Here is a 13,109-nt window from a genome sequence, read left to right on the forward strand (position 1 = left end):
TGCGTGTCAGCCCTCGAAGGCAATGGTCTCCACCACCTCCAGGTCATACCCCATCAGCCCCGCATACTTGAGCGGCGGGCCGAGGTGGCGCAGTTTACCCAGGCCCAGATCCTGCAGAATCTGCGCCCCGGTCCCCACATCCGAATAGATCTTCGACTGCGAGCGGCTGAACTGGCGGCGCTCCTGAGTCAATTGCGGCACCCGCTCCAGCAGGGCCTGGGACGATTCGCTGTTGGCCAGTACGACGACCACGCCATGGCCCTCGGCGGCGACACGTTCCAGCGCGGACCACAGGCTCCAGTTCTTCGGCCCGGTGTACTCAGCGCCGACCAGATCGCGCAACGGATCAATCACATGGACCCGCACCAGGGTCGGCATGTCGCGCTGCATCTGGCCCATGACCATGGCCATATGCACGCCACCATCAATGCGGTCCTCGAAAGTAATCAGGCGGAAGGTGCCATGCACCGTCGGCAGTTCGCGTTCGCCGATGCGCTTGACCGTATGCTCGGTGCTCAGGCGGTAGTGGATCAGGTCGGCGATGCTGCCGATCTTGATGCCGTGCAGGGCGGCAAAGACTTCCAGCTCAGGGCGACGGGCCATGCTGCCGTCGTCGTTCATCACTTCGACGATCACCGCCGCCGGGGAGAAACCGGCCAGGCGCGCCAAGTCGCAACCGGCCTCGGTATGCCCGGCACGGTTGAGCACGCCGCCATCCTTGGCCCGCAGCGGGAAGATATGCCCCGGCTGCACCAGGTCGCTGGCCTTGGCATCAGGCGCCACGGCCGCCTGCACGGTGCGGGCACGGTCGGCGGCGGAGATGCCGGTGGTGACGCCTTCAGCGGCTTCGATGGAGACGGTAAACGCCGTGGAGAATAAGCTGCCGTTGCTCGGCACCATCTGTTCCAATCCGAGGCGTTGGCAGTGCTCGTCAGTCAGGGTCAGGCAGATCAGGCCACGGGCTTCGTTGGCCATGAAACTGATGATCGCCGGGGTCACGGCTTCGGCGGCGATCAGCAGATCGCCTTCGTTTTCCCGATCCTCATCGTCAACCAGCAGGACCATCTTGCCCTGGCGAAAGTCTTCGATGATTTCGGCGGTGGTATGAAAAGGCATCGTCGTCGGCTCTTGTTAGCGGATGAAATGAACTCAGTAATTATGGTATACCATAATACAAATTAACCAGAAGGAAAGCGTAGATGAAGGCTTACTGGATTGCTCATGTCGACGTCAGCAACCTCGACCAATACGGCGGTTACATGGCCCTGGCTCCGGCGGCGTTTGCCCTGTACGGCGGTCGCTATCTGGCGCGGGGTGGGCGTACCACATGGTTGGAGGGTGCCCCGACGCCCCCCCGTAACGTCGTCATCGAATTCGACTCCTATGATCAGGCATTGGCCTGTTACCACTCGCCTGAATACCAGGCAGCCGCGGCCCACCGCCAGGGCGCGGCCGTGGCGCAGATTGTGATTGTCGAGGGGATGCCACTGTAGGCGTCTTGAAGGCTAGCGAATGAAGTGCACGCGACCGGTGTCGTCGTTGCCCATGTAGAGGCCATAGCTGCCCGACCGGCACTCCTCGATATAGCGTTCGAGGATCTGCCGGATCGCCGGGTAGTAGATCTGTTCCCAGGGAATGTCTTCGGGGGCGAAGAAGCGGCAGTCGAGGGTTTCTTCACCGTATTCGCCGGTGATCTCCAGGGCCTGCGCGCGGAAGATGATGTACACCTCGCTGATCCGCGGCACGCTGAAGATCGAATAGGGCGAGAGGATTTCGCCGCGCACGCCACTTTCTTCCCAGGTTTCGCGCAAGGCCGCCTGCTCGGTGGTCTCGCCGTTTTCCATGAAACCGGCGGGCAGGGTCCAGGTGCCGGGGCGCGGCGGGTTGGCGCGCTGGCACAGCAGGTACTTGCCGTCCTGCTCGATGATGCAGCCGGCAATGATCTTCGGGTTCTGGTACTGGATATGCCCGCAGGCGCTGCAGGTCAGGCGGATATGGGTATCGCCGGGCGGTACCTGACGAATCAGTTGGTCGGCACCGCAGCAGGGACAGAAGCGCAGGTCGGGCATGGCGTCACCGGGCGATACGCGGCTCGGCGAGGACGATGGGGGTGGCCATCTCGCGCAACGGGCTGTCGTTTTCATCGTATTTGGCGCGCAGGTAATCCAGCGCTACCTTGGCTGCGGCGCGGACATGGTCCACTGACGCCTGGTGCGCGGCCGCCGGGTCGCCACTCTTGATGGCTTCGACGATGCGCTGCATTTCTTCGTTACTGCGGCCGCGACGGTTGGTCTGGGATACGGAGGTGGCGCGCAGGTAGCTGATACGCGCCTGCAACTGACGCAGCTGTGCGGCGGCGATCTGGTTGCCCGAGCCTTCGAACAGCACGTCGTAGAAGCCCTGTACCGAGTCAAGTACCTGTTGCAGTTCGCCTTCTGCCAGGGTTTTGCGGTTCACCTCAAGGGCTTTTTCCAGCGCGCGAATGTCCTTGGCCTTGGCATTGAGGGTGAACAGCTGCACGATCAGGCCTTCCAGCACACAGCGCAGCTCGTAGATGTCACGGGCGTCTTCCAGGGTAATGATGGCGACGCGCGGGCCCTTGGCATCGGCGAATTCCACCAGGCCTTCGGACTCCAGGTGGCGCAGTGCTTCACGCACCGAAGTACGGCTGACGCCGAGGCGGTCGCACAGGTCGCGCTCGACCAGGCGGTCGCCGGGCAGCAGCTGGAAATTCATAATGGCACTGCGCAATTTTTCGAGGACGATTTCGCGCAGGGTGATGGGATTGCGGTTGACCTTGAAGCTGTCATCCATTGGCAGGCGTTTCATGTGTTTGACTCTGAAAATAGGTTTGTCCGTGACCGGGTGCCGCAACGGCAGCCGATGACCTGAAAAAGCAATGCGCCGATCATAGGGGCTTGGCGCGCTTCGCAACACCAGTAATTGATCGGCTGTGCAGAAATTGCCGCCAAACAGCGTTCTTCAGGTACGGGCGCGGCCGGTTTTCAGGCCATTGCCGCCAGTGCACCCATCTTGCCCTTGCAATAGACCATGGGCGTGACGCTGTCGTCGGCGACGATCAGATTCTTGATCTCCCCGACCAGAATCGCATGGTCACCGCCTTCGTATTCGCGCCACAGCTCGCATTCTATGATAGCGGTGGCCTTGCTCAGCAGCGGGTTGCCCAGTTCGCTCAGGGTCCAGTCGATGCCCTGGGCCTTGTCCTTGCCTTTGCGGGCGAAGGCATAGGCCTCGACCTGTTGCTCGGCGCTGAGCAGGTGGATGGCAAAGCGCTTGCTCGCACACAGCACCGGGTAGGAGTCCGACGCATAGTTGGGGCACACCAGCACCAGCGGCGGGTCCAGGGACAGCGGGCTGAAGGCGCTGGCGGTGATACCGACAATGGCGCCGTCGTCGTCGAGGGTGGTGACGATGGTCACGCCGGACGGGAACGAGCCCATGACTTTCTTATAGAGTGCTGCGTCGATCATGTTGGATTACCTCGTCGGGCCTGCAATTGGGGGAATGCCATTCCATGGCGGTGCGCGTCGGTTCAGCGCATCACAAAGGGGTCGGGCATCGGCGCGCTGGACAGGTTGATCCACACCGTTTTCAGTTCGGTGTAGGCGAGCACCGAGTCCAGCCCGCTTTCGCGGCCATAGCCACTGTTCTTGAAGCCGCCGATGGGCGCCATGGCCGACACCGCGCGGTAGGTATTGACCCAGATGATCCCCGAGCGCACGGCCTTGGCCATGCGATGGGCGCGGCCCAGGTCGCGGGTCCAGATTCCGGCCGCGAGGCCGAACTGCGAGTCGTTGGCCATGGCCAGGGCGTCGGCTTCGTCCTTGAACGGGATAATCGCCGCCACCGGGCCGAACACCTCTTCCTGCATGATCTTCATGCTGTTGCTGTCGCACTCGAACAGGGTCGGCTCGTAGAACCAGCCTTGCTCGTCCAGTTGTGGGCGCTTGCCGCCCATGCGCAGGGTCGCGCCTTCGGCCAGGGCATCGGCCACCAGCCCCTCGACCACGGCCAGTTGCTGCGCGGTGGCCATGGGGCCCATTTCGCTGTCGTCGTGCTGCGGGTTGCCGATCTTGATGCGTTGGGCGCGCGCGATCAGGCGCTGGATGAACTCTTCGTAGATCTCTGCCTGCACCAGCAGCCGCGAACCGGCCACGCAGCTTTGCCCGGAGGCGGCGTAGATCCCGGCGATGGCGCCATTGACCGCGCTGTCCAGGTCGGCGTCGGCAAAGATGATATTCGGCGATTTGCCGCCCAATTCCAAGGACAGCTTGGCGAAGTTCTCGGCGCTGCTGCGCACCACATGCCGGGCCGTGGCCGCGCCACCGGTAAAGGCGATCTTGCGCACCAGCGGATGGCGTGTGAGGGCGGCGCCGGCACTGGGGCCGAAACCGGTCACGACGTTGATCACGCCGGGTGGAATGCCGGCTTCGTGGGCCAGTCGGGTCAGCTCCAATACGGTGGCCGAGGCATGTTCCGACGGCTTGAGCACGATGGTATTGCCAGCGGCCAGGGCCGGTGCCAGCTTGATTGCGGTCAGGTACAGCGGGCTGTTCCAGGGAATGATCGCCGCCACTACGCCCAAGGGCTCATGGGTGGTGTAGGCAAACAGGTCGGGCTTGTCCAACGGCAGGGTCGCGCCTTCGAGCTTGTCGGCCAGGCCTGCGGTGTAATGGAAGAACTCCGGCAGATAACCGACCTGACCACGGGTTTCGCGGATCAGCTTGCCGTTGTCGCGGCTTTCCAGCTGGGCCAGGCTCTCCTTGTTCTCGGCAATCAGGTCACCGAGGCGGCGCAGCAGCTTGCCTCGGGCGGTGGCGGTCAAACCACGCCAGGCCGGGCTTTCGAACGCTTTCTGCGCAGCTTGCACGGCCAGTTCGACGTCATGCTCATCGGCATCCGGCAGTTCGGCCCAGGCCTGGGCGCGGGCCGGGTCGAGGCTCTCGAAAGTCTTGCCGGACACGGCGTCGAGCCACTGCCCATCGATGCACATATGAAAGCGTTCAAGACTCATAAACGGTTTTCCTTCTGCGAAACGGGCGCCGCCAGGGCGCGGTCGAGAAATTCCAGCAGCATCCGGTTGACCAGACGCGGCGATTCCATCGGCATCATATGTCGTTGCTGCTCCAGGACCACGACTTCAGCACCGGGAATCTTCTGCGCCAGTTGCCGGGCCATCTGCGCCGTGGAGCCAGGGTCGAGTTCGCCAGTGGCGATCAGGGTCGGCATGCTCAGGCTGCCCAGATCTTCGGCGCGATACATGTCCTGGGTGGCGAACAGCGAATAGGTGGTCAGGTAGCCCTGGGGGTCGTTCTCGGCGAGGGTCTGGCGCAGGGCTTTGATCTGCGCCGGGTTGGCGCCCTGATACTCAAGGCTGAACCAGCGCGACAGGGCAGCCTCGGCGTTGGCATCCGGACCATGTTCGGCGGCCTGGGCCGTGCGCTCGATGACCCCGGCACGCTGCTGCTCGCTGCGGTTGAACACACTGTTCAGTACCACCAGTGCCTCGAGGCGTTGCGGGAAGTGCAGGGCAAAGGCCCGGGCGATCAGGCCGCCCATGGAAAAGCCGATCACCGTGACCTTTTCCAGGTGCAGGTGATCAAGCAGTTCCAAGAGCTGTTCGGCATAGCCCTTCAGATCAATGTTGGCTGGCGGACGCGGACTGGCGCCGTGGCCGAGCATGTCGTAGACGATGACCTGATACGTGTCCGCCAGGCCGACGACCTGGCCGCCCCACATTTCCTTGTTCAGGCCCACACCGTGGATCAATACCACGGGCTGGCCCTGGCCCACGACCTGATAACAGGTCCCGGCCGCGGTGAATTCAGCGCTGCCCCCGATCATGCTTGGCTCCCGTTCACTGCGCCTTTTCCGCGGCCAGTTCCTGCAAATCGCTGTAGCGATTGCCGATCCGTGGATGCACCCGGCCGCCATCGGCGGCGCCCAACACTACGACCAACTCGTCGGCGCGCGGGGCGTCTTCGATCTTCATTTCCAGGGTGATGTAGTGGGAGCGGAAGCCCTCGTCATCCTTGTGCATCATCGGCACCTGGATCGACGTGCCCGGCGCGCCGCGCTTGTTAGTGAAGCTCAGGTAGCTCTTGGCCTTGACCGCCTCGCGGTAGTGATTGCCAAAACGCAGGGTATGGATCACCGCCGAAGCATGCTCGATCTCGCCATCGGCACCGACCACGGCCGCTTTACCGTAGGCCTCGATCTTGTCGGCACCGCCAATGGCCGCAGTCAACTTGGCGACGATCAGCGCACCCAGCTCCGAGCAGTTGGCCATGATTTCCGGCTTCAGGTCTTCGACGAAACCACGCCCGGCCCAAGGATTCTTGATCACCGCCGCCACGCCAATCATGGTCACCGGCTTGTCCGCCGCCTTGCCGCCTTCGATCAGGGTCTCTTCGATATAGGTGACGATCTTGCGAATCTCGAAACTCATGTGTGCACTCCAAAAGCTGGTATTTGGTCTGTTGTATGATGGTATACCAGATTATGGGGCGTGCAAGTGTTTTGTTATGAATGGTGGGAAGGGCGTGGGAATACGGCGAGACAGGCCCCGGTTTGTGGGAGCTGGCTTGCCCATGAAGATGGTAGTTCTGTCGCAGAAAATGTTTCGGATGCACCTGCCTCTTCGCGGGCAAGCCTCGCTCCCACAAAAATATTCAGGCGACTTGTCGATTCTGCAATTGATTCGCCCCTCGTGCATTCTTGCCAGCTCGCTGGATCTGCCATTATGCAAGCCCCCCCTATAACCAAAGGATGAAACCCAGTGAACGACAGCTCCAGTCGGATCGTCATCCAGCGTTTTACCGAAGATCATATAGACGGCGTCACCGCGCTTTATAACGAGCCGGCAGTATGCCGTCAGGTCCTGCAGATGCCCTTTCAGTCGACCGATGTCTGGCGCAAACGCCTGGCGGCAGGTGATGAGCGGGCCATCAAGCTGGTCGCGCTGCATGAGGATGAGGTCATCGGCAACATCGGGCTTGAGCAATACGCGCGCATTCGCCAGCGCCATGTGGGCGCTATCGGCATGGGTGTTTCGCTGGCATGGCAAGGCAAGGGCGTGGGATCAAGGCTGCTGGAGGCTGCGCTGGAGGTTGCCGACAATTGGATGAACCTGCGCCGGGTTGAGTTGACCGTGTATTCCGATAACGAAGCCGCACAGAGCCTGTACCGCAAGTTTGGCTTCGAGAAGGAGGGATGCCTGCGCGACTATGCCGTGCGTGACGGGGTGTATGTTGACGCGATCAGCATGGCGCGGTTGCGGCGATAAGGATGTTTCACTATCGCGCAGCACACACAAAACCATAGATGTGGGACCGGCTTTAGCCGGGAAGGCGTAGGCAGGATCGATACATTTTATCGCCTGCCATAACCTCCTCCCGGGGTGAAGCCGGTCCTACAGTCGATACAGTCGACTTGTATGCTTTACGCGACCAATCGATGGCAGAAATACACCACCAGCACGCCCGCCAACAACGTCACATAAGGCAGCATCCCCGCGCGCTTGCTGCCGCCATCGGCCTGCAGGTGCAGGTCACTGAGCATTGCGGCAGGGAAGTGGCCTTTGTCCTGCACGTAGTGGCGATAGAGAAAGACCGGGATGATCAGCAGCGCCAGCAGCACGCCGGTGAACAGGGTGCCGGTGCCCCAGATATCCGCGCCCAGGCCCATGCAGGCCAGGTTGACGAAGCTCAGCAGCGCACCCAGGGCCAGCAGCACTTTGGGGGCTTTGTAGGGGCGAGCCCAGTCCGGGCGGTCGAGGCGGTGGATCCAGCCGGCGTTGAGGTTGAGGAAGTTGAAGATGATGTAGCTGACATTTGACGCGGCCAGGACGAAGACGTAGTCCGACATCAGCAACAGCAGCAGGTTGAAGGACAGGTCGGTCCACATGGCTGCGGTCGGTGCGCCGTGTTCATTGGTACGGCCCAGGTATTTGGGCAACCAGCCGTCCACCGAGGCTTGGTACAGGGTGCGGGATGAACCGGACATTGAGGTCATGATTGCCAGCAGAGTCGCCAGTACCAGCATGATCAGGACGATATTGCCCACCACTTTGCCGCCGCCAATACTCGCTGCCATGGCCTGGCCAACGCCCATGCCGCTGTAGATTGTCGGGTCGAGCAGGCCGCTGTACACCGCAGGCGTAGTGATTACACCATTGGTATCGACCACCGCCGGGGTGACCAGTTGGCCGAGCCCGAGGCTGGCCTGGAAGGCCATGGGCACCAGGGTGAACACCACGATGCACAGCAGGCCGGCGAAGAAGATCGCCTTGAACGTGTCACGTTTCGGGTCCTTGAATTCCCGGGTGTAGCACACCGCCGTTTCAAAGCCGTAGGTCGACCACGCCGCGATAAACAGCCCGCCCGCCATCAGCGACCAGCCGGAAATATCCCAACTGCCGTCGATCACTGCGCCTTGCGCGTCGTGAGCCAGGGGGGCCAGGGGGAAGAAGTTGGCCTGGGTGGCGTCGCCGGTCAGCAGCGGCACCACGCCCACCAGTAGCAGCGGGATCAGCGAGGTGACGCCGAGGATCAGGGTCAGCCGCGCCGAACGGAGGATGCCGCCATGCTGCACCGCAAATACCCCTAGCAGAATCAGCACGCCGAGCACGAAGGTGGCGTTGAGGCGCAGAGACAGGCCGCTCTTGATCCAGCCGAGGTCCAGCAGGGTGAGTTGCCAGGTGTTGATCAGGGCATCAGCGGGAAACAGCGCGGTCAGTACATAGCCCGCCGCCAGTCCTGAACCGATGGACAACACCGGCGACCAGGCCAGCCAGTTGCACCATACCGACACCGGCGCGATCAGCTTGCTGTAGCGCACCCAGGCAATGGCGCCATACACCGAGGCACCGCCGGATTTATGCGGGAACAGCCCGGCGATTTCGGCGTAGGTAAAGGCCTGGATGAAGCCGAACAGGATCGACACGATCCAGACGATCCAGGCCGGTTTGCCCACCGTGGCGGCAATGGCGCCGATGGAAAACAGCACCAGCGCAGGCACGCCGCTGGCCACCCAGAACGCACCCCGCCAATCAATCTTGCGATGCAGGCCCTCGGTTGCCGGGCTTGCTGGCGATACGCTGTCGAACGAAGTCGCTTCCATTTCGGTAGTCCCATGGTTGAGTGAGAGGTAATGCCTGTTTCAGGCCGTAGGAGCGGCTTTAGCCGCGAGGGCTTTCTCCCGGCTGAAGCCGGTCCTACGGTTGCTCGCCCTAGGCTCGGACACGGCTCTTGTCCGGGTCATAGAAGATCGGCGCCGTGACCACGGCATCGATGCGTTTTTGCAGGCCGTCGACTTTGCCGACCTGGACCTGGGTGCCGATTTCGCTCTGGCTGGTATCGATCCGGCACAGGGCGATGTTGCTGGCCAGCAGGGGCGAGCGGCAGGCGCTGGTGATCACGCCGATCTGCGCGCGGCCCTGATAGACGCCGTCGCCGTGATGGGCGCCTTCGTTGCCTTGCAGCTTGAGCCCCACCAGCTTGTGTTGCGGATGGGCGCTGCGGCGCAGCAAGGCATCGCGGCCGATGAAGTCGTCGGTCTTGCTCTTGAGCGGCACGCTGAAGCCGATCCCGGCTTCGAACGGGTCGGTCTGGTCGCTGAATTCGTAACCGGCAAAGATCAGCCCGGCTTCGATGCGCAGCATGTCCAGGGCTTCCAGGCCCAAGGGCACGATGCCCAGCGGCTCACCGAGCTGCCAGATGCGGTCCCAGACCTGTTCGGCGTCCCGTGGATGGCACCAGACCTCATAGCCCAGCTCGCCGGTGTAGCCAGTGCGGGAAATCATCAGCGGGCAGCCGTCGTAGTCGCCCAGGCGGCCGACCAGAAAGCGGAACCAGCCGAGGCTTTCCACGCCCGGCTGGGTGGCCGGCGTCCACACCAGTTGCTTGAGCAGATCGCGGCTGAGCGGGCCTTGCACCGACAGGTTATGGATCTGCTCACTGGCGGATTTGACCCAGACTTTCATGCCGAGCTTCTCGGCCTGCTCGCGCAGCCAGACCCCGGCGTAGTCCTCGCCGCAGATCCAGCGGAAATTGTCCTGGCCAAGTCTGAGCAAGGTGCCGTCGTCGAGCATGCCGCCGTGCTCATGGCACATGGCCGAGTACACCACTTGGCCGATGGCCAGACGTCGCACGTCGCGGGTCAGGCAGTACTGCAACAGGGCTTCGGCGTCGGGACCGATGATTTCGAATTTGCGCAGGGCGGTCAGGTCCATCACCGCGACGCGCTCGCGGCAGCCGTAGTATTCGTCGATGGCGCCAAAACCGTCGTAGCGCAGCGGCAGCCACCAGTTGCGGTAGTCGCTGAAGCTGCCGGTCAGGGCGCGGGTGCGGGAGTGGAAGCCCGACTCGCGGGTCAGGGTCGGATCGGCGTCGGCGGTAGGTCGGCTGGCCATGGCGATGGAGAAGCGCTCCTTGTCGGAATACACACGGATATGAATGTCGGTGGGGTTCCAGCCGTTGGCCGGGTCGATATCGTCGGGGCAGGAGCTGCTGGCGCAGACCAGCTCAGTCATGGCCCGCAGCAGCACGTAGTCGCCGGGGCGGGACCAGGGCTCGTCGAGGGTCATCTGCTGATGGGCGTCGATGCCGGTATTGAAAAAGAAATTGATTGCCGGCCAGCCCGCGCGCGCCTGTACGCCATAGCCCTGCAAGGCGGCGCTGATGTTGTCGCTGCAATTGTCATGGCCGAAGTAGCCGTGGCTTTCGTAGTAACGAGCGGCGCAGGCGAGGGCGAAAGAGTCGTGGCGGCCGACGGTGTCTTGCACCACCTCGAGCATGGGCTGGAACTGGCGATCAAAGAACTTGCTGAACAGCCCCGGCGCCGGATAGGCGTTGCCGTTGAGGGTGCGGGTGACGGTCTGGTCCAGGTCGAGTTCCTGGCCCAGGTCCAATGCGCGGCGGTTCAGGGCGACGAAGTCCGAGCACTGGCGTCCGGCGACATCGAGCACCTGAATGTACTGGCCCTTGCCGACGCTGTAGCTATGGGCGGTACCGGCGCGAAGGGTGAACTCGTCGATGGGCTCGGCCAGTGGCTCGGGCAGATTGGGCAGCAGCAGGGGCGATGGATTGGCTCGCATCACCACTACTCGCAGTTCGCTGGCGGTGGCCTGACGGTCAACGGTTGCCGGGGTGTCCGGCGCGGCGATCAGCACCAGCAGCGGCGTCGATGCGACGAAGCGGCGGCTGAAACCAGCGGGAGAATCGGCATCCCACAGCGATGCCGCGCCCTTGCCTTGGGCAAAGTCAACGCCGCGTTTATTCAGCGCCTGCTGGATGCGTCGGGCCTGCTGGCCGGGGCGCGCCAGGTAGTGCGCAATAAAGCGGCAGCCGCCGTCCAGGGTCAGGCCCAGCAGCGCCAGGGCATCGCGGCCCTGGCTGTCAAAGGCCATCAGCTCGCAGGGCTGCAGGCCTTCGACGTCGATGATGTGCAGGCTGTCGCCGCTGTCCAGGCTGATCAGGGTCAGGCCGCCGCCCGCGACCCGGTAACGCTCCTGGGCCGGGCTGCGGGCGAACAGCCCCGGTTCCCAGGGCCGGGAAATGCTCGGTGCGTTCATGGCCTCAGGCCCGCCGCTGGCTGGCGGGGTCGCCGAGGTAGGCGGCCATGGAGTCGTCCAGCGCTTCGAGCCACGGTGTGTGATGGGGCGGCGACTGGGTGCCGGTCATCAGCGAGCGATAGGACTTGTCGCGGTAGCCCATGATGTTTTCCGCCTTGTCGTGCTTCCAGTGCAGGAAAGTCTCATTGACGGCGGCGATGTCGAAGCTGGGGTAGTCGGTGGCGTCCACCAGTTGCTGGATATAGGCGCCCTGGTACTCGAACATCTGCTGGTTGGTTTCCAGGGTCTGCTCGCGCTCATGCCACTGCTGGCTGTCGGCGACCATGGCGGCGTGGTCGGGCAGGGCGATACGGCCGAGGATCACGTCCCGGGCATACCAGGCCTGGGCATCGAACATATTGAAGGAGTACCACTGGTCCTGCATGCCGAGGTAAATCAGCTGCGGGTTGGCCTCCCAGAACACACCTTTGTAGAGGTTCATCGGCCACAGGCGGTTGTCGGTTTCCAGACGCAGCTCGTCGGGCAGGAACGGGAAGTGGTGCTGGTAGCCAGTGCAGAGGATCACTGCGTCGATGTGCTTGTGGCTGCCGTCGACGAAGTAGGCGCGGTTCTTTTCCAGGCGCTGCAACAGCGGTTTTTCTTCCCAGTTCTGCGGCCAGCTGTAGCCCATGGGTGCGGTGCGGTAGCAACTGGTGATGCTGCGGGCACCGTATTTGTAGCATTGCGAACCGATGTCTTCGGCCGAGTAGCTGCTGCCGATCAACAACAGGTCCTTGCCCTTGAATTCCAGGGCGTCGCGGAAGTCATGGGCATGCAGGATGCGCCCGCTAAAATGCTCGAAGCCCTTGAAGTACGGCATGTTCGGCGTAGAGAAGTGGCCGCAGGCATTGATCACGTAATCGAAGGTTTCACAGGTGTCGACATCGCTGTCGTAGTCATGGGCGACGACGCTGAACTGGCGGCTCTGTTCGTCGAAACTGACCTGGCGCACGGCGTTGTTGAAGCGGATGTAGTCGCGCACCCCGGCCTTCTCGACGCGGCCCTTGATGTAGTCCCACAGCACTTCCCGTGGCGGATAAGAGGCGATGGGGCGACCGAAATGTTCTTCGAAGGTGTAGTCAGCGAATTCCAGGCATTCCTTTGGACCGTTGGACCACAGGTAGCGGTACATGCTGCCGTGGACCGGCTCGCCGTTTTCATCCAGACCGGTGCGCCAGGTGTAATTCCACATGCCGCCCCAGTCTTTCTGTTTTTCATAGCAGACCAGTTCCGGGATATCCGCGCCCTTGTCCCGCGCCGACTGGAAGGCCCGCAGTTGCGCCATGCCACAGGGGCCGGCACCGATGATTGCTACACGTAGGGTCATGGGGGTGTGCCTCTCTTCTCAAAACACATAATTAGTTGAGTGACTGCATATGTGTGGGAGCGAGGCTTGCCCGCGAAGGCGGTGTGGCGGCATCGAATAATGCGTCGAATGTATCGACCTCTTCGCGGGCAAGCCTCGCTCCCACAGTTC

Annotated in this window: 12 protein-coding genes; 2 read left to right on the top strand and 10 right to left on the bottom strand. The window is 62.7% G+C overall.

What is annotated here, in order from left to right; translation table 11 throughout:
• Positions 1-6 precede the first annotated feature (6 nt).
• On the bottom strand, positions 7-1,116 hold the full coding sequence (gene ribBA / locus AC1Z24_RS14345; protein ID WP_483746209.1) for a bifunctional 3,4-dihydroxy-2-butanone-4-phosphate synthase/GTP cyclohydrolase II: 1,110 nt from the start codon (positions 1,114-1,116) through the stop codon (positions 7-9).
• Between the two features lie 83 nt (positions 1,117-1,199).
• Here ribBA and AC1Z24_RS14350 point away from each other — a divergent pair, with 83 nt between their 5' ends.
• On the top strand, positions 1,200-1,493 hold the full coding sequence (locus AC1Z24_RS14350) for a DUF1330 domain-containing protein (RefSeq protein WP_483746210.1): 294 nt from the start codon (positions 1,200-1,202) through the stop codon (positions 1,491-1,493).
• 12 nt (positions 1,494-1,505) lie between these two features.
• Here the strand turns inward: AC1Z24_RS14350 and AC1Z24_RS14355 are convergent, their stop codons facing one another.
• From AC1Z24_RS14355 to AC1Z24_RS14380, 6 genes are all read right to left on the bottom strand, one after another.
• Positions 1,506-2,069 carry an NUDIX hydrolase gene (locus tag AC1Z24_RS14355; protein ID WP_259105026.1) on the bottom strand — a complete coding sequence of 188 codons (564 nt, stop codon included), beginning with the start codon at positions 2,067-2,069 and terminating at the stop codon, positions 1,506-1,508.
• Positions 2,070-2,073: 4 nt separating this feature from the next.
• On the bottom strand, positions 2,074-2,829 hold the full coding sequence (locus AC1Z24_RS14360) for a GntR family transcriptional regulator (RefSeq protein WP_483746211.1): 756 nt from the start codon (positions 2,827-2,829) through the stop codon (positions 2,074-2,076).
• 176 nt (positions 2,830-3,005) lie between these two features.
• Positions 3,006-3,491 (bottom strand): flavin reductase family protein, encoded by a 486-nt coding sequence (locus AC1Z24_RS14365; protein WP_259105024.1) that lies wholly within the window; start codon positions 3,489-3,491, stop codon positions 3,006-3,008.
• 62 nt (positions 3,492-3,553) lie between these two features.
• Positions 3,554-5,035: an aldehyde dehydrogenase gene (locus tag AC1Z24_RS14370; protein WP_483746212.1), complete on the bottom strand. Its 1,482-nt coding sequence runs from the start codon at positions 5,033-5,035 to the stop codon at positions 3,554-3,556.
• Complete coding sequence (locus tag AC1Z24_RS14375; RefSeq protein ID WP_483746213.1) at positions 5,032-5,865, bottom strand: alpha/beta fold hydrolase; 834 nt, start codon at positions 5,863-5,865, stop codon at positions 5,032-5,034. The genes AC1Z24_RS14370 and AC1Z24_RS14375 overlap by 4 nt, the downstream gene beginning before the upstream one ends.
• A 13-nt stretch (positions 5,866-5,878) precedes the next feature.
• Positions 5,879-6,469: an amino acid synthesis family protein gene (locus tag AC1Z24_RS14380; RefSeq protein WP_483746214.1), complete on the bottom strand. Its 591-nt coding sequence runs from the start codon at positions 6,467-6,469 to the stop codon at positions 5,879-5,881.
• Positions 6,470-6,799: 330 nt separating this feature from the next.
• Here AC1Z24_RS14380 and AC1Z24_RS14385 point away from each other — a divergent pair, with 330 nt between their 5' ends.
• Positions 6,800-7,306: a GNAT family N-acetyltransferase gene (locus AC1Z24_RS14385; protein ID WP_483746215.1), complete on the top strand. Its 507-nt coding sequence runs from the start codon at positions 6,800-6,802 to the stop codon at positions 7,304-7,306.
• A gap of 155 nt (positions 7,307-7,461) precedes the next feature.
• Here AC1Z24_RS14385 and AC1Z24_RS14390 read toward each other — a convergent pair whose 3' ends face one another.
• The 3 genes from AC1Z24_RS14390 to AC1Z24_RS14400 all read right to left on the bottom strand — a co-directional run bounded on the left by AC1Z24_RS14390 (position 7,462) and on the right by AC1Z24_RS14400 (position 12,959).
• Positions 7,462-9,141, bottom strand: a complete 1,680-nt coding sequence (locus AC1Z24_RS14390; protein WP_483746216.1) for an APC family permease — start codon at positions 9,139-9,141, stop codon at positions 7,462-7,464.
• 109 nt (positions 9,142-9,250) lie between these two features.
• The gene (locus AC1Z24_RS14395) at positions 9,251-11,593 is read right to left on the bottom strand and encodes a trimethylamine N-oxide demethylase (protein WP_483746217.1); all 2,343 of its coding nucleotides are present in this window, start codon (positions 11,591-11,593) and stop codon (positions 9,251-9,253) included.
• A gap of 4 nt (positions 11,594-11,597) precedes the next feature.
• Positions 11,598-12,959 carry an NAD(P)-binding domain-containing protein gene (locus tag AC1Z24_RS14400; protein ID WP_483746218.1) on the bottom strand — a complete coding sequence of 454 codons (1,362 nt, stop codon included), beginning with the start codon at positions 12,957-12,959 and terminating at the stop codon, positions 11,598-11,600.
• Between the last annotated feature and the right edge of the window lie 150 nt (positions 12,960-13,109).

Source organism: Pseudomonas sp. JL23 (genome assembly GCF_056933585.1).

What these genes read in the sequence shown, in the direction of transcription:
- ribBA (WP_483746209.1), bottom strand. Translation starts at nt 1,116, where the DNA reads ATGCCTTTTCATACCACCGCCGAAATCATCGAAGACTTTCGCCAGGGC.
- AC1Z24_RS14350 (WP_483746210.1), top strand. Translation starts at nt 1,200, where the DNA reads ATGAAGGCTTACTGGATTGCTCATGTCGACGTCAGCAACCTCGACCAA.
- AC1Z24_RS14355 (WP_259105026.1), bottom strand. Translation starts at nt 2,069, where the DNA reads ATGCCCGACCTGCGCTTCTGTCCCTGCTGCGGTGCCGACCAACTGATT.
- AC1Z24_RS14360 (WP_483746211.1), bottom strand. Translation starts at nt 2,829, where the DNA reads ATGAAACGCCTGCCAATGGATGACAGCTTCAAGGTCAACCGCAATCCC.
- AC1Z24_RS14365 (WP_259105024.1), bottom strand. Translation starts at nt 3,491, where the DNA reads ATGATCGACGCAGCACTCTATAAGAAAGTCATGGGCTCGTTCCCGTCC.
- AC1Z24_RS14370 (WP_483746212.1), bottom strand. Translation starts at nt 5,035, where the DNA reads ATGAGTCTTGAACGCTTTCATATGTGCATCGATGGGCAGTGGCTCGAC.
- AC1Z24_RS14375 (WP_483746213.1), bottom strand. Translation starts at nt 5,865, where the DNA reads ATGATCGGGGGCAGCGCTGAATTCACCGCGGCCGGGACCTGTTATCAG.
- AC1Z24_RS14380 (WP_483746214.1), bottom strand. Translation starts at nt 6,469, where the DNA reads ATGAGTTTCGAGATTCGCAAGATCGTCACCTATATCGAAGAGACCCTG.
- AC1Z24_RS14390 (WP_483746216.1), bottom strand. Translation starts at nt 9,141, where the DNA reads ATGGAAGCGACTTCGTTCGACAGCGTATCGCCAGCAAGCCCGGCAACC.
- AC1Z24_RS14395 (WP_483746217.1), bottom strand. Translation starts at nt 11,593, where the DNA reads ATGAACGCACCGAGCATTTCCCGGCCCTGGGAACCGGGGCTGTTCGCC.
- AC1Z24_RS14400 (WP_483746218.1), bottom strand. Translation starts at nt 12,959, where the DNA reads ATGACCCTACGTGTAGCAATCATCGGTGCCGGCCCCTGTGGCATGGCG.